We start from the raw sequence: 22,704 nt of genomic DNA on the forward strand, positions 1-22,704 counted from the left end.
CAGTTTAGCTGCATCGCTGCCTGGGCGATAATCCCAGCTCAGTTCTGGGTCGGCCTGCCTCCGCGCAACGCATCATCATACCAGGCCGAAAGATCGCGATGCATGTCCGCCAGCGCATCGGGGTTCATATAGACCATGTGCCCCGCCGGATAATAAGTGAAGCGGACATTCTTCTGCAGCTGCGGCGACAGCAGCATGTGGTTCACGTCGAACTCCGTGCCGTAAAAGGGCGTGGCAAAATCGAAATAGCCGTTGATGAACAGCACCTTGAGGTAAGGGTTGGTGCGCATCGTATAGGCCAGGTCAACCGCGCTGTCCGGCATCAGATGCTCGCCACCCTCGCCCGGTGCGCGGTGCCGCCAATCCCAGCTGAAATCCGGCCCGCGCGCGCTCATGCGATAGGGCATGTCGGTCTTGTAGCCGAGCACGCGGGTTGCATAGTCCTGAAACGTCGCCACAAACGCCCCGGTTACGGAGGTCGAGGCCGGATCGTCGACGGGACTGTCGGCGTTGGCGTCGCTCACGTTCAGCAGATAGCGCGAGTCGAGCCTTCCGACGGCAACCCGCCCATCCCGCATCAGCTCGGTCTGGAAACGCGGCAGGGTAAGGCGAAGATCGGCACGCAGGATATAGGCTTCGCTGATGCCCGTATATTCAGACATCTTCTTCGCAACGGCCGCCTTTTCCTCAGCGGAAATCGCCGATCCCTTGGCCAGTGCCGCCGCATAGGGGCCGCTGGTGAAGGCACGCACTTCCTGCACGAACGCCGCCAGATCGGCCGGGCGATTGGCAAGCCGGTTATGGTACCAGGCCGTCGCCGCCATCGTCGGGAACAGGGTCAGGAAATTCTGGTCGTACCCCGGCTGGCGAACGCCGTAATTCATGATGGTGGAAAACTGGACCATCCCGTTCAGGCTGAGCCCGGCGTCTTCCAGCTTTGCCGCCACCACCGGATTGCGCAGCGTGCCGTAACTTTCGCCGAACAGAAATTTCGGCGACGGCCAGCGATCGAACTTGCTGGTGTAGCGCAGGATCGCGCGGGCAAATCCGTCCGCGTCCTGGTCGACGCCCCAGAAATCCTTGCCGGTCTTCTCGCCCAAAGGCCGCGACCAGCCCGCACCGATCGCGTCGATGAACACCAGATCGCTCTTGTCGATCAGCGAATGGGAATTCGGACCGAAGCCATAGGGTGCCGGGTGGATATATTCAGGGTTGCCGGTGGTAACGCGGACGGGGGCGAAGCTGCCCATATGCAGCCAGATCGTCGGCGAGCCCGGCCCGCCATTGTAGAAGAAGGTGACTGGCCGCGCCTCCCGCGCCGCGCCGTCGCGCGTATAGGCCGTGTAGAAATAGGATGCAGTCGGCTTGCCGTCATTGTCGCGGATGGTCAGCGTGCCGGCGGTCGCGGTATAGGCGATCCGCTGACCGCCCACTGTCACCGCACCGTGACTTACTGCTGTGGTTTCCTCGACGGGCGGCCGGACCCATGCGGCTTCGGCCTCCGCCTTCATCTGTTCGCGATGGTCCTGCCCCTTGGCAGCCTCACGCGGCTTTTCCTGGGCGAGCGCCGGCATGGCGGCACTAGCAAACAACAGGGCCAAGGCAGCGGTGCGGCGCATCAAATTCCCCCCAATCGAAAATCAGGAGGCGATGTTAGCGACCACCGCTGCCGACACAAGCGGTACGAGGCGCGTTACATTTCGCCGCGGGCGCGACGAAGGGCATACCATTTCTGCACATTCGCCTGATGCTGCTCATAGGTATCGGCAAAGACATGCCCGCCGGTACCGTCGGCAACGAAGTAGAGCGCGTTCGAGCTGGCCGGGTTCAACACCGCGTCGATCGAGTCGCGGCCGGGATTGGCGATCGGACCTTCGGGCAGGCCCGTCATGGTGTAGGTATTGTAGCCGTTCTTCGCGTGCAGCTCGGATTGCAGGATGCGGCGGCCGAGCGGCTTGCCCTTGGTGATCGGGTAGATGATCGTCGGGTCGGCCTGTAAGGGCATCCCGCGCTTCAGCCGGTTGGAATAGACGGCGGCAACCATCCTCCGTTCCTCGGGCTTGGCGGTTTCTTTCTCCACGATCGAGGCGAGGATCAACGCCTCGCGCGGGGTGGAAACGGCGATGCCGGGCTGGCGCCGGGCCCAGGCGGCGGCGAGATAGTCGGCCATGGCCTTCTGCATCCGGTCGAGCACCAACTGGCGGGTATCGCCCCGGTTATAGGCATAGCTGTCGGGCAGCACCGTGCCTTCGACCGGCACCTGTACCGGGCCCGACAATTCCGGCGCCTTCATCAGGTTCTCATACACCAGGATCGACGGCAGCCCCTCCGGCACGGTGACGAAGCGCTGCAGCGTTCGACCGCCCTGCAGCATGGTGAGGATGTCGCGCTGACTGAGATGCGCCGGCACGCGATACTCACCGGCCTTGATTGCGGTGCGGCTGCCCAGCAGCTTGGAGAAGAGCACGAAGATACGAGCGGAACGGATCGCCCCCGCCTTCTCCAGTTCGCCTGCCGCGCGCGCCAGCGTGGCGCCCGGAGGAATCAGTACCGTGACATTTTGCTGGGCGGGCCCGGGGCCGCCCCAAAGGCGCAGGGCGATGCCGCCGACCGCAAGGATCAGCAACACCGCCACGAGCAGCGCGCAGCCGCCCCTCCGCTGGCCGATATTGCCGACGATCTTGCCCTTTGGCGGGGCGGGCGGAGGCGTCTGCTCGCTCAGCTCAGATCGCCTTCATCACCAGGCTGGCATTGGTGCCGCCAAAGCCGAACGAGTTGTTCAGCACGGCCTTGACCTTACGCTGCTTTGCAATGTGCGGGACCAGATCGATACCGACGCAATTCTCGCTGGGATTGTCGAGGTTGAGCGTCGGCGGCACGACCTGATCGCGCAGCGCCAGGATGCAGAAGATGCTCTCCACCGCACCGGCGCCGCCCAGCAGGTGGCCGATCGCCGACTTGGTCGAGCTCATCGACAGGCCACCGATCGCATCGCCGAACAGGCGGCGGACGGCACCCAGTTCCAGCTCGTCACCCAGCGGCGTCGAGGTGCCATGGGCGTTGATGTAATCGATCTCGTCAAGCGCGAGGCCGGATTTGCGCACGGCCATCTGCATCGAACGGAATGCGCCCGAGCCTTCCGGGTGCGGGGCCGTGACATGATAGGCGTCGCCCGACAGACCATAGCCGACCACTTCGGCGTAGATCTTGGCGCCGCGGCGCTTGGCGTGCTCATATTCCTCGAGCACCACCACGCCGGCGCCTTCGCCCATCACGAAGCCGTCGCGGTCCTGGTCCCAGGGGCGGCTCGCCTTGGTGGGATCGTCGCGGAAGCCGGTCGAGAGCGCGCGCGCCTGACCGAAACCGGCAATGCCGATCGGGCAGACAGTGCTTTCGGCACCACCGGCGAGCATGATGTCGGCATCGTCCATCGCGATCATCCGCGCGGCGTCGCCGATCGAGTGGGCGCCGGTCGAGCAGGCGGTGACGACTGCGTGGTTCGGCCCCATCAGGCCGTACTTGATCGAGACCTGACCCGAAATCAGATTGATCAGGCGGCCATGGACGAAGTGCGGCGAAACGCGCTTCGGGCCCTTTTCGTGGAGCACGAGCGATTCGCTTTCGATGCCCGGCAAGCCACCGATGCCCGATCCGATCGAGCAACCGGCGCGGAACCGCATTTCTTCCGGCATGTCGGTGAGGCCGGCATCCTCGATCGCCTGGCCGGCGGCATCAATGCCATAGACGATGAAAGGATCGACCTGGCGCTGCACCTTGTGGTCGACGCGCTTGCCCGCGTCGAAGCCATATTCATGGTCGGCAGGCTTCACTTCGCAGGCATAGTTGCTCTGGAAGTCGGTCGCGTCGAACCGCGTGATCGTGCCCGCGCCAGACTTGCTGGCAAGGATGTTCTTCCAGGCAGTTTCGACATCGGCACCCAGCGGGGTGACGAGCCCAAGGCCGGTCACGACTACGCGGCGCATGGCAGTTCTCCGTCAAATAGAATCGGTTCTAGTTCTAATACAAAACGGCTCCCCGTCCGCGCGCCAGAGGCATGGGAACGGGAAGCCGTTGATACGCTATTCCGGCCCACACGGGCTGGGAGCGCCGTTCGGGCGTCAGCCCTGCTGGTGCTCGCTGATATAGGCAACGGCGTCGCCGACAGTCGCGATCTTCTCTGCGGCGTCGTCCGGGATTTCCACCCCGAATTCTTCCTCAAAGGCCATCACCAGCTCGACGATGTCGAGGCTGTCCGCGCCAAGGTCGTCGATGAAGCTTGCAGTCGGAACCACGTCCTTCGCGTCGACGCCGAGATGGTCGACGACGAGCGCCTGCACGCGGGTGGTGATCTCTTCCTGGTTGGCCATGGTCCCTGTTTTCCTTCGTGGCTGGGGCTCAGATTTCGTGAACCCGCACCTAGAATGCCGTTGGTGCGGTTGCAAGAGGGTCACGCGCGCCCGGGCGTGCCCTTATGCAGAGAAATCATGGGCAGCATATTCCAGCGTGTTGAGAAACGCAAAAAACTCCGCCAGCAGCTCCGCATTCTCGCGAGTCTGTTTGGCGGGGTCGGTTACCGCATCGCGGATCAGGCTCTGGGTCGCCTTGGGGTCGAGCGGCTGGATTCGAGTCTCTTGCGGCAGCGCGGCGAACTGCTTCGCCAGCGCGTCCGGATCGAACCCCTTCTCACGCACCACGCGACGGGCGACCGGTAGCCCGACCTGCGCGATCGCATAGATGCCCGCTGCACGGGGCGCATAGCCGGTCCAGCCATGCGCATTGGCGCAGGCCAGCGCCGCATCGTTGAGCCCGCGCGTCACGCTGGGATCATAATGCGGGCGCTCACCGCTGGTATTCAGGTTGCGCTCGACGTCTGACTCGAGCTGGGCCTTTACGGCCGAATCCAGCTTCTCGGCGACGCATCCGATCGTCGCGGGATCGGCAGGCCGGGCAAAGGCCGGAGCGGCAAGGGCAAGCGCGGCAGCAGCCGCAACAACGAAACGCATGTTCATCCTACCTCCACGCCCCCCGGCATTCCCGACTCAGAGCATCGCCATTCCGCCGTTAACGTGCAATGTCTGGCCGGTGACATAGGCGGCCTCCTTGCTGGCGAGATAGACGACCGCTGCGCCGATATCCTCGCCCTCGCCCAGCTTTCCGGCAGGAATGCGGCCAAGCAGCGCCTCTTTCTGCGCATCCGGCAGAACGTCCGTCATAGCCGACCGGATGAAGCCCGGCGCCACACAGTTCACCGTGATGTTGCGGCTGGCGAGTTCCTGCGCCAGCGCCTTCGACATGCCGACCAGCCCTGCCTTGGAGGCGGCATAGTTCGCCTGGCCCGGATTGCCGGTCGCGCCGACGACCGACGTGACCGAGATCATGCGGCCGAAGCGTGCCTTCATCATCGGCTTGGCAGCGGCGCGCATCAGGCGGAAGGCGGCTTCCAGGTTCACGGTGATAACCTGCTCCCACTCCTCGTCCTTCATCCGCATCGCGAGATTGTCGCGCGTGACGCCGGCATTGTTGACGAGGATATCGAGCTTGCCGCCCAGCGCCTCGACGGCCTGCGGCACCAGCGCATCGACGGCGGCGCGGTCGGAGAGGTTGCACGACACGGCAACATGCTCACCGCCGAGTTCGACGCGAAACGCCTCCAGCTTCTCGGCATTGGAACCCGAAACCGCCAGCTTAGCCCCCTGCGCCGCCAGCGCCTTGGCAATCGCCGAACCGATACCCCCAGAAGCACCAGTAACCAGCGCAGTCATGCCTGTCAGATCGAACATCTTCATCCTTTCGATTCAATTTCGCGCAGAGGCGCGGAGAGCGCAGAGGGGCTGTAATTGTTCACCAGCCGACGAATACCCTCTTTGAGCGTCTCGCCTCCAAAGTTGATCAGCAGCCCGACGGGCTGCTGCATGATACGAAGATAAGTGAGCAGTTGCTTGGCGTAGACCGGAGCAAGCCGCTCGACGGATTTGATCTCGACTAGCAAACGCTCCTCGACGAGCAGATCAACCCGGAACGCCGATTCGATCCGCTCCCCATCGAATTCGAGGTCCATCGAACGCTGCCGGAATACAGAATATCCCATCGATTCCAACCGACGTGCGAGCAACGCCTCGTAGACGCTCTCGAGGAGTCCGGGCCCGAGATCGCGATGCAGCCGGATTGCGACATCGATCACATCACCGCTGATACGATCGATATCCTTCAATCCAGCCCCCGCTGCGTCCTCCGCGCTTCTGCGCGAAACAACCTTCCCTAAAGCACCTTAACCAGCGCCTCGATATCGTCCATCGTTACCACGCTGGTCACTCCGGCATCGGGCGTGATGCGCTTGACCATGCCGCCCAGCACCTTGCCGCCCAGTTCGACGAAGTCGTGCACGCCGCCCTCGAACATCGCCGCGACCGATTCGCGCCAGCGGACCATGCCCGTCACCTGCTCGACCAGGAGCGTGCGGATCGTCGCCCGGTCGGCAACCGGCGCCGCCGTGACGTTCGCATAGACCGGCACCAGCGGCGTCTGGATCGCGACCTCGGCCAGCGCCGCCGCCATCGCGTCCGCCGCCGGCTGCATCAGCGGGCAGTGGAACGGTGCCGAGACCGGCAGCAGCAGCGCGCGCTTGGCGCCATGTTCCTTCGCGATCGCCACGGCGCGCTCGATCGCCGCGCGGGCGCCGGAAATGACGACCTGCGTCGGGTCATTATCGTTGGCGACGGTGCAGACCGCTCCCTCAGCCGCCGCGTCGGCAATTGCCTGCGCCTTCACCAGATCGGCTCCCAGCAGCGCGGCCATCGCCCCCTCGCCCACCGGCACTGCGGACTGCATCGCATCGCCCCGGCGACGCAGCAGTTTCGCCGTCGTAGGCAGATCGAACGCGCCGGCTGCACACAAAGCGGTATATTCGCCCAGCGAATGGCCGGCGACGAAATCGGCCTTGTCGGCCAGGCGGATACCGCCTTCCTTTTCCAGCACCCGCAGAACCGCAATGGCATTGGCCATAATCGCCGGCTGCGCATTGGCGGTCAGCGTCAGTTCGTCTTCCGGACCCTCGGTCATCAGCCGGAACAGATGCTGGCCGAGCGCCTCGTCGACTTCCTGGAACACTTCGCGAGCGGCAGGGCTCGCCTCGGCCAGCGCCTTGCCCATGCCGACGGCCTGGCTGCCCTGACCGGGAAAAATGAAAGCGCGCATTATTCTTGTCCCTCCTCGCGAGCGGCTTGAATGGGTGCGCGCGTTAGAACCGAAGCTCTGCACAGTGCAAGCCCGTCCCGTGCCTGCATCGAAACGTCCGGGGAACGGTCGGGTCGTTTCATTCCGAAACAAGGACCGCGACAGTTAATGATATTATCTCTGTTAATATATTGATAACCGTTAAGGCGATTTCTGGACATGGGGGAGTAGAGGGAATGGGTATCAAGACGAAAGTGGCGGCCGCGCTTGCGGCGCTTTTCCTGCCGGCAGCAGCGAGCGCCGCCGTGATTGTTCCCGGCAAATGCGCGTCGGTAAACGCACCGGCCGGCTGCCTCTTTACCGGCAACATCAACGGCAGCACGAACCCGTTCAACATCAACAGCTACGTCAACTCGGAGATCGTCTACAATCTCTACAACAACGTGGTCACCAGCGCGCAGCCGAACATCAAGCTGAACTATCTGTTCGATACCAGCACCACCGCGGGCCTGATCACGGGCTTCGGCGGAGCCTCGGGCACCTGGTCCACGCGGGTTATGCAATCGACTATCTCGCGGTGAAGGCGGGCAATTTCTTCGTGCTGTACGGCATCGCCGATGCCTCGTCCGGCACCTGGAACACCAACGACATTCCGCACGGCAAGAATCCGAAGGACCTTTCGCACATAGTCTTCTTCGGGCACGAAGCCGCCGCCGCCGTTCCTGAGCCTGCGATGTGGGGCATGATGATCGGCGGGATGGGCCTGGCCGGTGGCGCTCTGCGCCGTCGTCGCAAGAGCACGGCAGTCATCGCCTGAACGGGCTTGCATTTCGGCGCCAGATACAGCATAGGCGCCCCTTCGGAGCGGAGCAGCAATGCGTCCGCTCCGTTTGCATTAGGAAGACGACAGCCGGAGGGGCGTCCGCAAGGGGCGGCGTCAGCGATCGGCCAACAGGAAGAGAACGAATGGCTCTGTACGAGCATGTGTTCCTTGCGCGCCAGGATCTGGCACAGGCGCAGGTGGACGCACTGGCGGAAACCGCCACCAAGATCGTCGAAGACAATAACGGTAAGGTCGTGAAGACCGAAACCTGGGGTCTTCGCAGCCTGGCTTATCGCATCGCGAAGAACCGCAAGGCGCACTATGTCATGCTCGAGATCGACGCGCCGGCCGGCGTGGTCGCCGAGCTGGAGCGCCAGACGCAGATCAACGAAGACGTCATCCGCTACATGACCGTCAAGGTCGACGCGCATGAGCAGGGTCCGTCGGTGATGATGCGCAAGGGTGACCGCGAGCGTCGCGGTCGTCGCGAGCGCGACGGCGGTTTCGACGGCGAATAAGGAGCGATAGACCATGGCACGACCGTTTTTCCGCCGCCGCAAGAGCTGCCCCTTCTCCGCGAAGGATGCGCCCCGGATCGATTACAAGGACGTCCGCCTGCTGCAGGGCTTCGTCTCCGAGCGCGGCAAGATCGTCCCCTCGCGTATCACTTCGGTGAGCGCGAAGAAGCAGCGCGAGCTGGCCCAGGCCATCAAGCGCGCCCGTCACCTGGGCCTGCTGCCCTACATCGTTAAGTAAGGAGCGGATCCATGGAAGTCATTCTGCTGGAGCGCGTTGAGAAGCTCGGCCACATCGGCGACGTGGTGAAGGTGAAGGACGGCTTTGCCCGTAACTTCCTCCTCCCGCGCAAGAAGGCGCTGCGCGCCAACGAAGCCAACCGCAAGGTCTTCGAAGCCAATCGCGAGCGCATCGAGGCTGAAAACGCCGCCCGCCGCGTTGAGGCCGAGAAGGAATCGAAGACGCTCGAGGGCGTTTCGGTGACCCTGATCCGCCAGGCATCGAACACCGGCCAGCTCTACGGCTCGGTCGCGGTGCGCGATCTGGTCGACGTGCTGACCGCCGATGGCCACAAGGTCAACAAGGCGCAGATCGTCCTCGATCGTCCGATCAAGGCGATCGGCGTGTACGAAGTGAAGGTTGCGCTGCACCCGGAAGTGGCGGTGACGATCAAGGTCAACGTCGCCCGTTCGCCGGAAGAAGCCGACATGCAGGCGCAGGGCGTCGACGTGATGGCTGCGATGTTCGAACGCGAAGAAGCCGGATTCACCGAGGATTACGATCCGAAGGCGGAACCGGGCGAAATCGCGACCGAAGCACCGGCCGAGAACGCCGAGGGCTGATCGCCGCTTCATCGCGACAAGAAAATGGGCCGCCCCGATCCGTTCGGGGCGGCCTTTTTCGTACGCCGCCCACTTCCGGGATCAGGGGCAAACCAGCCAGGCGCCGACCATCACCACCAGCGGCACCGCGGCGAGCAAGAGCGATAGTATCTTCATGGTATCCAATCGCTTTTCCGTTTAGCCCGAGCAGGGAACGGGCCGCCGGGCCAATGGTTTCGCCACCGCCCCCGGAATGTGGTTAACGCCCCGCTAGGCATCCGCAGCGATCCCCGATTAACCCCCCGATGCGAGACTTCGCCGTCACTGTTCGGCGAAGGGGCGGGATTTGGTTCGGGCCATACGCATCGCGGCAGCGCTGATCGCATCCTGCATCAGCGGTATTGCCACCCCGGCACTGGCGCAGACGCTGGAAGGCGCGGTGCTCGAACGGATCAATTTCGCCCGCGAACATCCGCAGGAATATGCGCAGCGGCTCCGCGAATATCGCCGCTATTTCAATGGCCAGATGCTGTACCTGCCCGGCGACGCCAATGGCGTTATCACGCGCGAGGGCCCTGCCGCGGTCGATGAAGCCATCGACTTTCTCGAACATCAGCCGCCGCTGCCGCCGCTGGATATGGGAACCATTCTCGCGCTTGCCGCCCACGACCATGCTGACGCACAGGGCCGCACCGGCAACCGCGGCCATATCTCGCCCGACGGCAGTTCCCCCGGGGATCGCGTGCGCCGCCACGGCGGCGACATCTATGTCGGCGAGAGCATTTCTTACGGCTTTGCCGAGGCCGATGGTGTCGTCCGGCAGATGATCGTCGACGATGGCGTGCCCGATCGCGGCCATCGCGCGCTGCTGTTCGACCGCAGCTTCCATTTTGCCGGCGTTGGCTGCGGTGCCCACCGGGCCTATGGCCATATCTGCGTCGTCGATCTGGCCGACACGCGCGACGGGCGTGCAGACATGGCCCGCTGGGCGCAAGCTTCGCGCTGAACCGGGATCACTTCCGGCCGAACAGCTTCTCGATATCGCCGTGCGCCAGCTTCACCCAGGTGGGGCGGCCATGGTTGCACTGGCCAGAATGCGGCGTGGCTTCCATTTCGCGGAGCAAGGCATTCATCTCGGCGACGGAGAGGATCCGCCCTGCCCGCACCGATCCGTGGCAAGCCATGGTCGCGGCGACATGGTCGAGCCGCTCCTTCAGGCTCAGCGCCTCGTCGAAACTGGCAAGCTCGTCGGCGAGATCGGTGACGAGCCCCTGCACATCCCCCGTCCCCAGCGCCGCCGGCACGGCCCGCACCAGCATCGCGCGCGGGCCGAAGCGTTCGAGTTCGAGCCCAAAGGCGCGCAGCTCGTCGGCGCGAGCTTCCAATCGGTCGCAACCGGGCTCGTCCAGTTCGACCACTTCGGCGAGCAGCAATGCCTGGCTGGGGACCGCCCCGCCCGCCATTGCCCTGCGCATCCGTTCGAGTACCAGCCGTTCGTGCGCGGCGTGCTGGTCGACCAGCACCAGCCCGTCCTCCGCCTCGGCGACGATATAGGTCTTGGCGACCTGCCCGCGCGCGACGCCCAGCGGAAAGTCCGTGGCGACCGGCGCCTCGTGCCGTGCCGGTTCGGCGCGGGCGGCGGGCGGTGCGGTGAAGAAGGTACCGGAGTCGCGGACGGCGCCGGAGTAGGTTCTTAGCCCCTCCCCTTCAGGAGAGGGGTTGGGGTGGAGGGATTCCAATCCAGAGGCTGGTCTCGGTGAGACACCGCCCCAACCCGTCCCCTCCCCTGAAGGGGAAGGGCTAACCGCTGGCGAGCCCGGCTGCCAAAGTCCCAGCGCCGCCTCGCTCGGCCGCTGGACGCTCCGGTGGCCGGCCTCGTCGAGCGCACGGCGCAGCCCGCTGACGATCAGCCCGCGCGCCAGCGCCGGATCGCGGAACCGCACTTCGGTCTTGGCCGGGTGGACGTTCACATCGACAGCGTCGGAGGGCACGTCGAGGAACAGCGCCACCACCGGATGCCGGTCCCGCGCCAGCATCTCGGCATAGGCCCCGCGCACGGCCCCGGCGAGCAGACGGTCCTTCACCGGCCGGCCATTGACGAACAGATATTGATGGTCGGCGACGCCACGATTGAAGGTGGGAAGCCCGGCAACGCCGCCGAGCACAATCCCTTCGCGTTCGAAATCGATCGGCACGCAGTTTTCCTGGAGTGCCCGGTCGGTCAGCGCCGCGACCCGCGCCGGCCGGCTCTCGCCCGCCTGCACGCTCAGCACGCGGCGCCCCTCATGTTCGACCGAAAAGGCAATTTCCGGCCGCGCCATCGCCAGCCGCTTCATCACGTCGAGGCTGGCGGCATATTCGGCACGCGACGAGCGCAGGAACTTGCGCCGCGCCGGCACGCGCGCAAACAGCGCCTCCACCCGCACGCGCGTTCCCGGCGGGAGCGCCGCTGGTCCTTCGGCCACCACCTCGCCATTGTCGACGGTGCGTGCCCAGCCCTCGGCACCGCGCACCCGGCTCTCCAGCGTCAGCCGCGCGACGCTGGCGATCGAGGGCAGCGCCTCGCCGCGAAATCCCAACGTTGCGACGCGATCGATATCGTCGTCCGGCAACTTGGAGGTGGCATGCCGTTCCAGTGCAAGCGCCATATCGGCCGGCGCCATGCCGCAGCCGTCGTCGATAACCTCGATCAGGTCGATACCGCCCGAGGCGAGTTTCACGGCAATACGTGTCGCGCCTGCGTCGATTGCGTTTTCAACGAGCTCCTTCAACGCGCTGGCGGGGCGTTCGACCACCTCCCCCGCTGCGATACGATTGACAAGATGTTCTGGCAGGCGGCGTATTGACATGGCAATCGCTGTAGCCCAAGCGGCGGCATCCCGCGACCCGCATCCGCAAGGCACCAGGCCGGATTTCTCGTCCGTCCCGGGAGGGTTGGGGCTAAATTCTTGTGCGAACAGCCGGAACGGGGCTTCCTCCGGCAGGGACGGATCATTCAATGGCTTTCTCGCGCTTTTTCAAATTCATGTCTCACGACATGGCGATCGACCTCGGTACGGCGAACACGGTTGTCTATCTGCGCGGAAGGGGCGTGGTGCTGAACGAGCCCTCCGTCGTCGCGGTCGAGACGATCAACGGCGTGAAGAAAGTGAAAGCGGTCGGCGACGACGCCAAGCTGATGATGGGCAAGACGCCCGGCTCGATCGAGGCGATTCGCCCGCTTCGCGACGGCGTGATCGCCGACATCGATGTCGCCGAAGAGATGATCAAGCACTTCATTCGCAAGGTGCACGGCCAGCGCCGCTTCATGCGCTGGCCCCAGATCGTGATCTGCGTTCCCTCGGGCTCCACTTCGGTCGAGCGCCGCGCGATCCGCGATGCCGCATCGAACGCCGGTGCCAGCCAGGTGTGGCTGATCGAAGAGCCGATGGCGGCCGCGATCGGTGCCGACATGCCGGTGACCGAACCGATCGGCAGCATGGTCGTCGACATCGGCGGCGGCACCACCGAAGTCGCGGTGCTCAGCCTGCGCGGCCTTGCCTATTCCACCTCGGTCCGCGTGGGTGGCGACAAGATGGACGAATCGATCGTCTCCTATGTCCGCCGCAACCACAATCTGCTGATCGGCGAAGCCACGGCCGAGCGGATCAAGCAGGAAGTCGGCGTCGCCAAGCCGCCGGTCGACGGCATCGGCCAGACCATCCACATCAAGGGCCGCGATCTGGTCAACGGCGTGCCGAAAGAAATCCAGATCAACCAGGGCCAGATTGCCGAGGCGCTGTCCGAGCCGGTCAACACGATCGTCGAGGGCGTCCGCATCGCACTGGAAAACACCGCCCCCGAACTGGCCGCGGACATTGTCGACCAGGGCATCGTGCTCACCGGCGGCGGCGCACTGCTGCAGGGTCTGGACGAGGTGCTGCGCGACGAAACCGGCCTGCCGGTGACGGTCGCGGAGGATCCGCTGACCTGCGTGGCGCTCGGCACGGGCCGGGCGCTCGAAGACCCGGTGTTCCGCGGCGTCCTCATCCAGGTCTAAGCGGGAGCGCAGGCGATGGCGCCGCCACGTAACCGGCGCCCGGGTTTCTCGCGGCGGGCGCAGGTTGGAGTTTTTCTGGGCTATGTGGCGTTGATCGGCGGAGCGCTGATCGGCGCCACATTATATATGCTGTCGGCCTTCAACCCGCAGGCCTTTTCCACCCTGCGCCGAACCGTCGCCGAAGTGACGACGCCGGTTTCCACCGGACTCGACTGGGTCCGCCGTGGCATTGGCGGCATTCCTGAAGGCATCGGCAGCTATCTGGGCGTTCGGTCGGAAAATCGTCAGTTGAAGGCGCAGATCGAAAACGAGCGGGCACAGGTCATTCGCGCACAGACCCTGGAGCGCGAGAACAAGCGCCTGCGCGCCCTGCTCAAGCTGCGCGAAGGGGCGACCGATACAGTGGTCGTCGCACGGCTGGTCAATTCCTCGATTTCGAGTACGCGCCGCTATGCGACGCTCAATGCCGGGTCGTGGCAGCATGTCGAAAAGGGCCAGCCCGTGCTCGAAGCCGCAGGCCTGATCGGCCAGGTTCTCGAAACCGGCCCCAATACCGCCCGCGTCCTGCTGATCACCGATGCCGAAAGCGTCATCCCCGTCCAGCGCGTGAGCGACGGCATGCCCGCGATCGCCACCGGGCGGGGCGACGGCACGCTCGATATCCGCTCCGCCAATGTCTCCCAGTTGATATTCCGCAACGGCGACGCCTTCGTCACGTCGGGGACTGGCGGCGTCTTTCCGCCGAACATTCCGGTCGGTCATGTCCGGCACGCCGGGCGCGACTTCGCCATTGCCCAGCCCGACGCCAACCCAGACACGCCGGACTTCGTGACGGTGCTGCGCCTGTTCCTGCCGGAGCCGGCCCCTGCCCCCACGCCGACGCCAACGCCAACGCCGACCGGGCGCAAGGCGAAGAAGTGATGGCCCTCGACCTCGCCCCACTTGGCGAGACTCAGCCCCGGCCAAGGGCGCGCTGGCTTGCGCCGCTCTCGGTGATGCTCGGGTCGCTGATGGTGCTGATCCCGATCGTGTCGGTAGTGCCGTTTCTGCCGCCGTGCGGACTGATGATGCTGCTCGCCTGGCGCCTGCTGCGGGGCGACGCGATCGCCGTATGGGCTGCCGTGCCGCTCGGCTTGTTCGACGATCTGGTCAGCGGGCAGCCGCTCGGCTCGGCGATGATGCTATGGGCGGCATGCTTCGTGATGATCGATGTGATAGAGACTCGCCTCGTGTGGCGTGATTTCTGGCAGAACTGGCTGATCGCAACCGGCGGCATGGCGTTCGCGCTGATCGCCGGCCGCTTCCTCACCACGCCGTTCGGGGCGAATGTCGATACCGCCATGCTGCTGCAGATTGCAGCCTCGGCTGCCTTGTTCCCTATGGCCTCGCGGCTGGCCGCATGGCTGGACCGCGACGTCAGGAAGCCCTGAACGATGGCGCGCATCACCGACGCCACGCAGACCTACAGCTTCTCGCGCCGGGCCATGGTGCTCGGCGCGGCGCAGGGCGCCATCGGCATGGTGCTCGCCGGGCGGATGACCTGGCTGTCCGTGTTCGAAAACGAACGCTACAAGCTGATGGCGGAGAGCAACCGCGTCAACATGACGCTGATTCCGCCACGGCGCGGCTGGCTGCTCGATCGCAACGGCAAGCCGCTGGCCAATAACCGCACCGACTTTCGCGTCGACCTGATTCCGGATCGCATCCAGGACAAGGATAAGCTGCTCGGCACGCTCACCCATTTGTTGCGGCTGACGCCCGAAGACCTCCAGCGGATCGATACCGATCTTGGCCGCTCCAACGGCTTCCGCCCGGTACAGGTGATGGAGAATCTCGACTGGGACCGCTTTGCCGCGGTGCTCGTCCGTCAGCCGGAACTACCGGGGGTAGCGCCGGCGCGGGGCTATGCCCGCAACTATCCGCTGGGCGCCGGCGTCGGTCATCTGATCGGCTATGTCGGCGCGGCCTCTTCCGAACAGTTCAAGCAGGAGAAGGACCAGCTGCTCGTCACCCCCGGCTTCAAACTGGGCAAGGACGGGCTGGAAAAGACGCTGGAACACCGGCTGCGCGGCAAGCCCGGTGCCAAACGCGTCGAAGTCACGGCGCACGGCAAGCCGGTGCGGGAGCTGGAAACGCGCGCCGACCAGCCGGGCGAAAATATCCGGCTGACCATCGATGCCGGCCTGCAGGAATATGCCGCGCGGCGGCTGGGCACCAATTCCGGCTCGGCGATCGTTATCGACGTGGTGACCGGCGACATCATGGCGATGGTGTCGATGCCGGCCTATGACCCCAACAGCTTTTCCGACGGCATCACCCAGAGCGAATGGAAGATGCTGTCGGAGAACGATCACGTCCCCTTGATGAACAAGGCGCTGCAGGGCCTGTACCCGCCAGGTTCGACGGTAAAGCCGATGAACGGGCTGGCACTGATGCAGGCCGGGGTCGATCCGCACGACCGCGTCGTCTGCACCGGCGCGCTGCGGGTCGGCAATGGCGTGTTCCACTGCCACAAGAAGCACGGCCATGGCGCGCTCGACCTGAAGAATGCGATCATGCAGAGCTGCGACATCTATTTCTACGAAATGGTGCGCCGCATCGGTTACGACAAGGTCGCACCACTCGCGCGACAGCTCGGCCTGGGCCAGAAGTTCGACCTGCCCTTTACCACCCAGCGGTATGGCACCGTGCCCGACAGCGCCTGGAAGCTGCACAAGTACAAGCATCCCTGGACGGTGGCCGACTCGCTCAACGCCTCGATCGGCCAGGGGTATGTGCTCGCCAACCCGCTCCAGCTGGCGGTGATGGCGAGCCGCCTCGCCTCCGGCAAGGTGCTGGTACCGCGGCTGATCGCCAGCGACCCGATCCAGCCGGCCCAGCCGCTGCCGGTGACGCCGGAGCAGCTCGCGATCATCCGCGAGGCGATGTACGGCGTGGTCAATGCCGGCGGTACCGGCGGCGCTGCACGGATGGTCGTGCCGGGCGTGTCGCTGGCCGCCAAGACCGGCACCGCGCAGGTGCGGCGCATCACCATGGCCGAGCGCAAGGTGGGCGTGCTCAAGAACGCCGCCCTGCCCTTCAAGCTGCGCGACCACGCGCTGCTGGTGTGCTTCGCCCCTGCCGACAACCCCAAATATGCGGCGGCGATCGTGCTCGAACATAACGGCCATACCGTTCGCGATCTCGACGCGCCGCTCATCGGCCGCGACATCATGACCTATCTGTTCGACCGCGACCGGGCGATGGCTACGCTCGCCGAAGTGGAGCCGAGTTGGGGTGGCGACTATACCACCCGGATGAAGGCGGAGGCCGAGGCCTTCCGCGCCGCCCAGGCTGCCCCGCCCCCGCCGGCACCCGAAGATACCGAAGAGGCAGCCTCGACGCTCGCCTCCGAAGCCGCGAACGCCACCGCCAACACCACGGTGGGCGATGTCGCCCCCGGCGGCAGCCAGGACGGCGACTGATGGCACGCCCCGGCGACGGCATCGTCCCCCGCCAGCTTGCACAACTGCCCTGGCGCGTCCTGTTCCTCGTGACCGGCATCGCCGCCTTCGGCCTAGTGGTGCTCTATTCGGCCGCCGGGGGCCATGTGCAGCCCTGGGCATTCAACCAGGGAATCAAGTTCGCCATCTTCATGGCCGGCGCGATCGTCATGTCACGGCTGCCCGAGCGGTTCTGGGCCAATTCTGCCTTCCCCATCTATATCACGCTGGTGGTGATGCTGGTGGGGGTGGAAGCGCTGGGCAAGATCGCCGGCGGCAGCCAGCGCTGGATCAGCCTGGGCGGTTTCCAGCTTCAGCCATCGGAGCTGATGAAGCCGATGATCGTGCTGGCGCTCGCCCGTTTTTATGAAATGCTGCCGGCGAGCGAGATCCGGAAATTCGTTGCGGTGTGGCCTGCCGCGGTGCTGATCGGCGTGCCCGCGCTGCTGGTGATGAAGCAGCCCGATCTCGGCACCGCGCTGATGATCAGCGGGTGCGGCGCGATGGTGGTGTTTCTGGCGGGCGTGCCGCTGCGCCTGTTCATCGGCGGCGGCCTGGCGGCGGCGATCGCCGCGCCGCTGGCAGTCAATTTCCTGCTCCACGACTATCAGCGCAACCGCGTGCTGATCTTCCTCGATCCCGAGCGCGACCCGCTGGGCACCGGCTATCACATCACCCAGTCGAAGATCGCGATCGGATCGGGCGGCGTGTTCGGCAAGGGCTTCCTGCACGGCACGCAAAGCCATCTCGATTATCTTCCCGAAGGCCAGACCGATTTCGCGCTGGCGACGATGATGGAAGAATGGGGCCTGGTGGGCGGCGTGCTGCTGATCCTGGCGTTCGGAGCGCTGATCTGGTGGGCGATCGGCGTCGGCCTGCGCGCCAGGACCCGGTTCGGACGCCTGACCGCTGCAGGGCTGGCAGGAACAATCTTCCTCTATGTCGCGATCAACATGGCAATGGTGATGGGCCTTGCGCCGGTAGTGGGCGTGCCGCTGCCGATGATCAGCTTCGGCGGCACGGCGGTGATGACCTTCATGATCTGCCTCGGCATCCTGATGTCGATCGACCGCGAAAGCCTGGCGACGAGCCACTGGTGATTTTTTTGAAATTGGGGCTTTACAAGCCGCGAAACGGGAGGCTAAAGGCGCGCCTCCGAACGGGCGGCGCCGCTACCAACGGCCTCGCGAAACCCCGGAATGGACGCATAGCTCAGTTGGTAGAGCAGCTGACTCTTAATCAGCGGGTCCTAGGTTCGAGCCCTAGTGCGTCCACCAAATTTCCACCATAATTCAGATAGTTAAAGCAACAACCATCTCGGGGATTTTGTCACCCTGCTCAGCTAGGTAGCTTCCTAGGTAGCAGGTCCCTCGAAGCTGATTTATTCGCGCGAAAGTGCAAACGGGCCGCTGCGCTGGTTGCTTGGCCGCCAAAGTCTCTCGCCCCATTGCTAAGGGCTGACGCGAATCGGCATTGCCAATGGCGGCGGGCGTGCACTTAAATTTGAGATCGGCGGTCCCATCTCAGCGGATCGAGGTGACCGAATGTCAGATCCAGATACGATGATCATCATTTGCCCATCTTGCTCGACGGCAAACCGGGTTCCGAAAGATAGGCTACCTGCAGGTGGAAAGTGCGGCCGGTGCGGTTCAGTGCTCTTTCATAAGCAGCCCGTCACGCTCACCGCGGCCAATTTCGATGCGCACGCTGCCAAAAGCGACATCCCGCTGCTTGTCGACTTCTGGGCGTCCTGGTGCGGGCCATGTCAACAGATGGCTCCCGCCTTCGCTGCGGCCGCTAGCCAGCTCGAACCCAACGTGCGTCTTGGCAAGCTGGATACGGAAGCCGAACAGGCCGTTGCTGCCCGCTATAGTATTCGTTCGATCCCGACCCTGATCCTGTATTCAGAAGGGCGTGAGGTTGCCCGTCAGGCTGGCGCGATGCCAGCTACCGCCATTGTCACCTGGGTACGGCAGGCCCTTCCCCCATAGAATCTGGTGTTAAATACGGCCTTCGTACACGAGAAGCTGGGCTGACGGCGGCAACGTCTCTGGCATCGGCCAGAGACCTCATTCAAATGCGCCTTAACCCAACAATCCGATAACCCGCGAAAGCTTGTCGCGAACCACTTGCGCAGCCTTCGTCAATTCTGGATTAGCGATTGCCTGCATGGAAGCTACCGGGTCAATAGCGGCAATTTCAACCTCACCGGAGTCGGACTGTTGGACAATGACATTACAGGGCAGCATCAGCCCGACCTTGTCTTCCACCTGCAGCGCCTCATGGGCCAGGCCTGGATTGCACGCCCCAAGAATCGTGTAAGGCCGGAAATCGACGTCGATCTTCGACTTGAGTGTCTGCTGGATATCGATCCGGCTGATGACACCAAACCCTTCGGTTTTTAGGGCGGCTTCGGTGCGCGCAATGGCGTCATCGAACGGAACCTGAAGCTTGGCGGCCATATAGTACGTCATCGTTGATCCTCTCAAATTCAGCAGCCCGGCCAAATCAGCCTATCACACCCGATGGCCATCTTGCTGCGCCAATCGACTGGCCGCACGCGCGGTAAATGATTGGCGTTTCATCGAGTGTGCGCTTCAGTACCAACAAGAACTGCTGTCAAACTGCACACGAATGCAGTCGTCTGCTTGTCCATCGTCAGCACCTTGATGCCGTGCGTCATCCCCCGCTGGCCGGTTGAGGCTCCATTGGCCCCATGTCCGTGAGACTTTCTTCGTCCTTTTTGCGATGGACCAGCGCATAGAGCGCTGGAAGAACCAGCAAAGTGAGGATCGTCGAGGAAATGATCCCGCCGATAACAACCGTTGCGAGCGGTCTCTGCACTTCGGAACCGGCGCCGACGTTCAGCGCCATTGGCACGAAGCCGAGCGATGCCACGAGAGCGGTCATCATCACCGGTCGCAGGCGTGTCAGCGCGCCTTCACGCACCGCCTCTAGCACTCCCGATCCGCGTTCGCGCAGGTCGCGGATGAAGGACAGCATGACGACTCCATTGAGCACGGCGACCCCGGATAGCGCGATGAACCCGATACCTGCGGAAATCGACATCGGGATACCGCGCAATGCCAGGGCCGCCACCCCGCCGGTCAATGCCAGCGGCACGCCCGAGAAGACGATAGCCGCGTCCTTGGTCGATCCGAACAGGGTGAACAGCAGCCCGAAGATCAGCAGCAGCACGAGCGGCACGACGATCTGCAGCCTTGTCTTGGCCGACTGGAGCTGTTCGAACGTACCGCCGTATTCAACGTAGTATCCGGTCGGCAGTTCGACTTCAGCGCCAACCTTCTCGCGAAGTTCCGTGATGAACGAGCCCAGATCCCGGCCGCGCACGTTGGCGGTTATGACGGCGCGGCGCTTGCCGTTCTCGCGGCTGATCTGATTGGGGCCGGCCGCGAGGGATATGTCAGCCAGTTGCGACAGGGGCACTGTACCGCCGGCGGCCAGGCGGATGGGCAGGTTTCCGAGTGTCGACAGGTCGGTCCGCAATGCTTCGGGGAGCCGCACCACGACGGCAAAGCGCCGGTCGCCCTCGAATACCTCGCCGGCCTTGCGGCCGCCGGTTGCCGTGGCCACGGCATCCTGAACGTCGGCCATGCTGATACCGTAGCGTGCGAGCACATCACGGCGGGGCGTGACCGAGAGCATCGGCAGGCCTGTGACCTGCTCAAGCTTCACATCCTCAGCCCCGGGGATGGACGCCGCCACATCGTTGATGGCGTCGCCGCTCTTGAGCAGTTGTTCCAAGTCGTCGCCGAACAGCTTGATCGCCACATCGGCGCGCACGCCTGCGATCAACTCGTTCATGCGCATCTGCACGGGCTGAGTGAACTCGTAGTTGTTCCCAGGAATCTCCGACACCGCCTTGTTCAGTTCGGCCACAAGCTGGTCACGCGGCTTTCGCGGGTCGGGCCATTCGCTCCTGTCCTTGAGCATGATGAAATTGTCCGCAACGGAGGGCGGCATGGGGTCCGTTGCGACATCAGCAGTACCGATCTTCGCAAAGACGCGCTCCACCTCGGGGAACTGCCGGATGCGTTTCTCCAGTGACTCCTGCATCTGCACTGCCTGGCCCAAGCTGGTGCCCGGAATACGCAGCGCGTGCATCGCGATGTCGCCTTCATCAAGATTGGGAATGAACTCCGACCCTAGCCGTGTTGCTCCCGCAGCGCTCAGGGTGACAAGCAGGACAGCGAAGGCAACAGCGATCTTCGGCCGAGCCAAGGCCTTGTCGAGGAGCGGCGCGTACCGCTCGCTCATCCAGCGCATGACGCGGTTTTCCTTTTCCTCCACCTTGCCGGTGACGAACAGGGCAACGGCAGCAGGCACGAGCGTGAGAGACAGGATAAGTGCGGCCGTCAGGGCCAGTACGACGGTGATCGCCATGGGATGGAAGGTTTTGCCCTCGATGCCTTCAAGCGCAAAGATCGGCAGATAGACCGCAGTGATGATAACGATGCCGAAGATCGAGGGGCGGATGACTTCGGCGCTCGCCTTGGCCACGAGGCCGAACCGCTCGTCGCGATCGAGCAAGCGGCCCATTCGATGCTGGGCTTCGCCCAAACGCCTCAGGCAGTTTTCGACGATGATGACCGCACCATCGACGATCAGGCCGAAGTCGAGCGCACCCAGGCTCATCAGGTTGGCAGAGGTTCGGGTCGCCAGCATGCCGGTCAACGTCATGAGCATGGCGATCGGGATCACCGCCGCCGTGATCAGCGCCGCACGGAAATTGCCGAGCAGCAGGAACAGGACCACGATCACGAGCAATGCACCCTCGGCGAGGTTCTTCTCGACAGTCGCGATCGTGCGGTCGACCAGTTCGGTACGGTCATAGAGCGGGTGCGCCACCACGCCTGCGGGCAGTGAGGCCGTCGCCTGCTTGAGCTTCTCCGCTGCAGCCTGGGCAACGATCCGGGGGTTTTCGCCAGTCCGCATGAAGATCGTTCCGAGCACGATCTCCTTGGCATTTTCGGTTGCGGCACCGGTGCGCAGTTCGGAACCGATCACGACTTCGGCCACGTCGCCGACGCGGATCGGCACGCCGCCGCGTGTCGCAACGAGGATCTGCGAGAGGTCCGCTTCGTTGGCCGCCTGCCCGGGAACGCGGATCAGTATCTGCTCGCCGCCGCGCTCGACATAGCCCGCGCCGCGATTGGCGTTGTTGCGTTCCAGCGCCTCGACAAGATCGTTCAGCGACAGATTGAGCGCGGCCAGCTGCGCCGGGTTGGGCGTGACATGGTATTGTCGTTCGTAGCCGCCGATGGTGTTCACCTCGGCCACGCCGGGAATGGTGCGCATCTGCGGCCGCACCACCCAATCGGATAGGGTCCTGAGATCGGTTGCCGTCCAGGAACTGCCATCGGGTTTGGTGGCGCCGGGCTTTGGTTCGATCGCGAACATGAAGATTTCACCGAGTCCGGTGGCGATCGGGCCCATTTCTGGTTCGATCCCGGCCGGCAGCTGCGACCTGACCGCTTGCAACCGCTCGTTGACTTGCTGGCGGGCAAAATAGGTATCGGTGCCGTCCTCGAAAACCACAGTCACCTGGCTGAGGCCATAGCGCGAGATCGAGCGCGTGTAGGCAAGGCCGGGAACGCCGGCGATCGCCGTCTCGATGGGAAAGGTGATACGCTGCTCGGATTCGAGCGGAGAATAGCCTTCAGCCTCGGTATTGATCTGGACCTGGACGTTTGTGATGTCGGGCACGGCGTCGATGGGCAGCCTCGTCGCGCTCCACACGCCGATGGCACATAAAAGGGCGACAACCGCCAGCACGAACCAGCGCTGGCGGATCGAAAAGCCGATGATGCGGGCAAGCATGGTCTGTCG

The 22,704-nt window shown here is 64.2% G+C and carries 22 protein-coding genes, 1 tRNA gene and 1 pseudogene; 13 read left to right on the forward strand and 11 right to left on the reverse strand.

What is annotated here, in order from left to right; genetic code table 11:
* Positions 1-38: 38 nt before the first annotated feature.
* The 8 genes from ACT53M_RS02780 to fabD all read right to left on the reverse strand — a co-directional run bounded on the left by ACT53M_RS02780 (position 39) and on the right by fabD (position 7,194).
* On the reverse strand, positions 39-1,619 hold the full coding sequence (locus ACT53M_RS02780) for a S10 family peptidase (protein ID WP_476231323.1): 1,581 nt from the start codon (positions 1,617-1,619) through the stop codon (positions 39-41).
* Positions 1,620-1,693: 74 nt separating this feature from the next.
* The gene (mltG, locus tag ACT53M_RS02785) at positions 1,694-2,641 is read right to left on the reverse strand and encodes an endolytic transglycosylase MltG (RefSeq protein ID WP_476231581.1); all 948 of its coding nucleotides are present in this window, start codon (positions 2,639-2,641) and stop codon (positions 1,694-1,696) included.
* A gap of 82 nt (positions 2,642-2,723) precedes the next feature.
* Positions 2,724-3,983 carry a beta-ketoacyl-ACP synthase II gene (gene fabF, locus ACT53M_RS02790; RefSeq protein WP_476231325.1) on the reverse strand — a complete coding sequence of 420 codons (1,260 nt, stop codon included), beginning with the start codon at positions 3,981-3,983 and terminating at the stop codon, positions 2,724-2,726.
* Positions 3,984-4,118: 135 nt separating this feature from the next.
* Positions 4,119-4,367 (reverse strand): acyl carrier protein, encoded by a 249-nt coding sequence (locus tag ACT53M_RS02795; RefSeq protein ID WP_476227570.1) that lies wholly within the window; start codon positions 4,365-4,367, stop codon positions 4,119-4,121.
* Between the two features lie 102 nt (positions 4,368-4,469).
* A complete protein-coding gene (locus ACT53M_RS02800; protein ID WP_476231326.1) occupies positions 4,470-5,009 on the reverse strand; it encodes a hypothetical protein in 540 nt (179 codons plus the stop codon).
* 30 nt (positions 5,010-5,039) lie between these two features.
* Positions 5,040-5,780, reverse strand: coding sequence for a 3-oxoacyl-[acyl-carrier-protein] reductase (fabG, locus tag ACT53M_RS02805; RefSeq protein WP_476231582.1), 741 nt, complete (start codon positions 5,778-5,780; stop codon positions 5,040-5,042).
* A 2-nt stretch (positions 5,781-5,782) separates the two neighbouring features.
* Complete coding sequence (locus ACT53M_RS02810) at positions 5,783-6,211, reverse strand: GxxExxY protein (RefSeq protein WP_476231328.1); 429 nt, start codon at positions 6,209-6,211, stop codon at positions 5,783-5,785.
* Positions 6,212-6,258: 47 nt separating this feature from the next.
* A complete protein-coding gene (gene fabD / locus ACT53M_RS02815) occupies positions 6,259-7,194 on the reverse strand; it encodes an ACP S-malonyltransferase (RefSeq protein WP_476231330.1) in 936 nt (311 codons plus the stop codon).
* A 215-nt stretch (positions 7,195-7,409) separates the two neighbouring features.
* Here fabD and ACT53M_RS02820 point away from each other — a divergent pair, with 215 nt between their 5' ends.
* From ACT53M_RS02820 to ACT53M_RS02845, 6 genes and pseudogenes are all read left to right on the forward strand, one after another.
* Positions 7,410-7,754: a hypothetical protein gene (locus ACT53M_RS02820; protein WP_476231331.1), complete on the forward strand. Its 345-nt coding sequence runs from the start codon at positions 7,410-7,412 to the stop codon at positions 7,752-7,754.
* A 125-nt stretch (positions 7,755-7,879) separates the two neighbouring features.
* Positions 7,880-7,990: pseudogene (locus ACT53M_RS02825) on the forward strand (PEPxxWA-CTERM sorting domain-containing protein); the annotation flags it as partial.
* Between the two features lie 149 nt (positions 7,991-8,139).
* A complete protein-coding gene (gene rpsF, locus ACT53M_RS02830; protein WP_476227564.1) occupies positions 8,140-8,514 on the forward strand; it encodes a 30S ribosomal protein S6 in 375 nt (124 codons plus the stop codon).
* A 13-nt stretch (positions 8,515-8,527) separates the two neighbouring features.
* Complete coding sequence (gene rpsR, locus ACT53M_RS02835) at positions 8,528-8,752, forward strand: 30S ribosomal protein S18 (RefSeq protein ID WP_010543816.1); 225 nt, start codon at positions 8,528-8,530, stop codon at positions 8,750-8,752.
* Positions 8,753-8,763: 11 nt separating this feature from the next.
* Complete coding sequence (gene rplI / locus ACT53M_RS02840) at positions 8,764-9,354, forward strand: 50S ribosomal protein L9 (RefSeq protein WP_476231332.1); 591 nt, start codon at positions 8,764-8,766, stop codon at positions 9,352-9,354.
* A 325-nt stretch (positions 9,355-9,679) separates the two neighbouring features.
* Entirely contained in the window at positions 9,680-10,339 is a 660-nt protein-coding gene (locus ACT53M_RS02845; protein ID WP_476231334.1) for a CAP domain-containing protein, read from the forward strand.
* A gap of 7 nt (positions 10,340-10,346) precedes the next feature.
* On the opposite strand, the gene mutL is transcribed toward ACT53M_RS02845, so the two are convergent.
* Positions 10,347-12,182, reverse strand: coding sequence for a DNA mismatch repair endonuclease MutL (gene mutL / locus ACT53M_RS02850; protein ID WP_476231335.1), 1,836 nt, complete (start codon positions 12,180-12,182; stop codon positions 10,347-10,349).
* A gap of 149 nt (positions 12,183-12,331) precedes the next feature.
* On the opposite strand from mutL, the gene ACT53M_RS02855 reads away from it, so the two are divergent.
* The 7 genes from ACT53M_RS02855 to trxC all read left to right on the forward strand — a co-directional run bounded on the left by ACT53M_RS02855 (position 12,332) and on the right by trxC (position 18,845).
* Positions 12,332-13,372 carry a rod shape-determining protein gene (locus ACT53M_RS02855; RefSeq protein ID WP_476227560.1) on the forward strand — a complete coding sequence of 347 codons (1,041 nt, stop codon included), beginning with the start codon at positions 12,332-12,334 and terminating at the stop codon, positions 13,370-13,372.
* 15 nt (positions 13,373-13,387) lie between these two features.
* Positions 13,388-14,293, forward strand: coding sequence for a rod shape-determining protein MreC (gene mreC, locus ACT53M_RS02860; protein WP_476231336.1), 906 nt, complete (start codon positions 13,388-13,390; stop codon positions 14,291-14,293).
* Entirely contained in the window at positions 14,293-14,802 is a 510-nt protein-coding gene (gene mreD / locus ACT53M_RS02865; protein WP_476231337.1) for a rod shape-determining protein MreD, read from the forward strand. Before mreC ends, mreD begins: the two co-directional genes overlap by 1 nt.
* A gap of 3 nt (positions 14,803-14,805) precedes the next feature.
* Positions 14,806-16,836 carry a penicillin-binding protein 2 gene (gene mrdA / locus ACT53M_RS02870; RefSeq protein ID WP_476231338.1) on the forward strand — a complete coding sequence of 677 codons (2,031 nt, stop codon included), beginning with the start codon at positions 14,806-14,808 and terminating at the stop codon, positions 16,834-16,836.
* On the forward strand, positions 16,836-17,954 hold the full coding sequence (gene rodA / locus ACT53M_RS02875) for a rod shape-determining protein RodA (protein WP_476231340.1): 1,119 nt from the start codon (positions 16,836-16,838) through the stop codon (positions 17,952-17,954). The genes mrdA and rodA overlap by 1 nt, the downstream gene beginning before the upstream one ends.
* 101 nt (positions 17,955-18,055) lie before the next feature.
* Positions 18,056-18,131: transfer RNA gene (locus ACT53M_RS02880), tRNA-Lys, on the forward strand.
* A 267-nt stretch (positions 18,132-18,398) separates the two neighbouring features.
* On the forward strand, positions 18,399-18,845 hold the full coding sequence (trxC, locus tag ACT53M_RS02885; RefSeq protein ID WP_476231342.1) for a thioredoxin TrxC: 447 nt from the start codon (positions 18,399-18,401) through the stop codon (positions 18,843-18,845).
* Between the two features lie 93 nt (positions 18,846-18,938).
* On the opposite strand, the gene ACT53M_RS02890 is transcribed toward trxC, so the two are convergent.
* Both ACT53M_RS02890 and ACT53M_RS02895 read right to left on the reverse strand, forming a co-directional pair.
* A complete protein-coding gene (locus ACT53M_RS02890; protein WP_476231344.1) occupies positions 18,939-19,328 on the reverse strand; it encodes a DUF302 domain-containing protein in 390 nt (129 codons plus the stop codon).
* Positions 19,329-19,533: 205 nt separating this feature from the next.
* A complete protein-coding gene (locus ACT53M_RS02895; RefSeq protein WP_476231346.1) occupies positions 19,534-22,695 on the reverse strand; it encodes an efflux RND transporter permease subunit in 3,162 nt (1,053 codons plus the stop codon).
* Positions 22,696-22,704: the final 9 nt, after the last annotated feature.

It is taken from the genome of Sphingomonas sp. DMC6, from assembly GCF_056314225.1.

What these genes read in the sequence shown, in the direction of transcription:
- rodA (WP_476231340.1), top strand. Translation starts at nt 16,836, where the DNA reads ATGGCACGCCCCGGCGACGGCATCGTCCCCCGCCAGCTTGCACAACTG.
- fabG (WP_476231582.1), bottom strand. Translation starts at nt 5,780, where the DNA reads ATGTTCGATCTGACAGGCATGACTGCGCTGGTTACTGGTGCTTCTGGG.
- ACT53M_RS02855 (WP_476227560.1), top strand. Translation starts at nt 12,332, where the DNA reads ATGGCTTTCTCGCGCTTTTTCAAATTCATGTCTCACGACATGGCGATC.
- mreC (WP_476231336.1), top strand. Translation starts at nt 13,388, where the DNA reads ATGGCGCCGCCACGTAACCGGCGCCCGGGTTTCTCGCGGCGGGCGCAG.
- ACT53M_RS02890 (WP_476231344.1), bottom strand. Translation starts at nt 19,328, where the DNA reads ATGACGTACTATATGGCCGCCAAGCTTCAGGTTCCGTTCGATGACGCC.
- ACT53M_RS02800 (WP_476231326.1), bottom strand. Translation starts at nt 5,009, where the DNA reads ATGAACATGCGTTTCGTTGTTGCGGCTGCTGCCGCGCTTGCCCTTGCC.
- ACT53M_RS02895 (WP_476231346.1), bottom strand. Translation starts at nt 22,695, where the DNA reads ATGCTTGCCCGCATCATCGGCTTTTCGATCCGCCAGCGCTGGTTCGTG.
- rpsR (WP_010543816.1), top strand. Translation starts at nt 8,528, where the DNA reads ATGGCACGACCGTTTTTCCGCCGCCGCAAGAGCTGCCCCTTCTCCGCG.
- rplI (WP_476231332.1), top strand. Translation starts at nt 8,764, where the DNA reads ATGGAAGTCATTCTGCTGGAGCGCGTTGAGAAGCTCGGCCACATCGGC.
- ACT53M_RS02795 (WP_476227570.1), bottom strand. Translation starts at nt 4,367, where the DNA reads ATGGCCAACCAGGAAGAGATCACCACCCGCGTGCAGGCGCTCGTCGTC.
- ACT53M_RS02780 (WP_476231323.1), bottom strand. Translation starts at nt 1,619, where the DNA reads ATGCGCCGCACCGCTGCCTTGGCCCTGTTGTTTGCTAGTGCCGCCATG.
- fabD (WP_476231330.1), bottom strand. Translation starts at nt 7,194, where the DNA reads ATGCGCGCTTTCATTTTTCCCGGTCAGGGCAGCCAGGCCGTCGGCATG.
- rpsF (WP_476227564.1), top strand. Translation starts at nt 8,140, where the DNA reads ATGGCTCTGTACGAGCATGTGTTCCTTGCGCGCCAGGATCTGGCACAG.
- mrdA (WP_476231338.1), top strand. Translation starts at nt 14,806, where the DNA reads ATGGCGCGCATCACCGACGCCACGCAGACCTACAGCTTCTCGCGCCGG.
- ACT53M_RS02820 (WP_476231331.1), top strand. Translation starts at nt 7,410, where the DNA reads ATGGGTATCAAGACGAAAGTGGCGGCCGCGCTTGCGGCGCTTTTCCTG.
- mreD (WP_476231337.1), top strand. Translation starts at nt 14,293, where the DNA reads ATGGCCCTCGACCTCGCCCCACTTGGCGAGACTCAGCCCCGGCCAAGG.
- mutL (WP_476231335.1), bottom strand. Translation starts at nt 12,182, where the DNA reads ATGTCAATACGCCGCCTGCCAGAACATCTTGTCAATCGTATCGCAGCG.
- fabF (WP_476231325.1), bottom strand. Translation starts at nt 3,983, where the DNA reads ATGCGCCGCGTAGTCGTGACCGGCCTTGGGCTCGTCACCCCGCTGGGT.
- trxC (WP_476231342.1), top strand. Translation starts at nt 18,399, where the DNA reads ATGTCAGATCCAGATACGATGATCATCATTTGCCCATCTTGCTCGACG.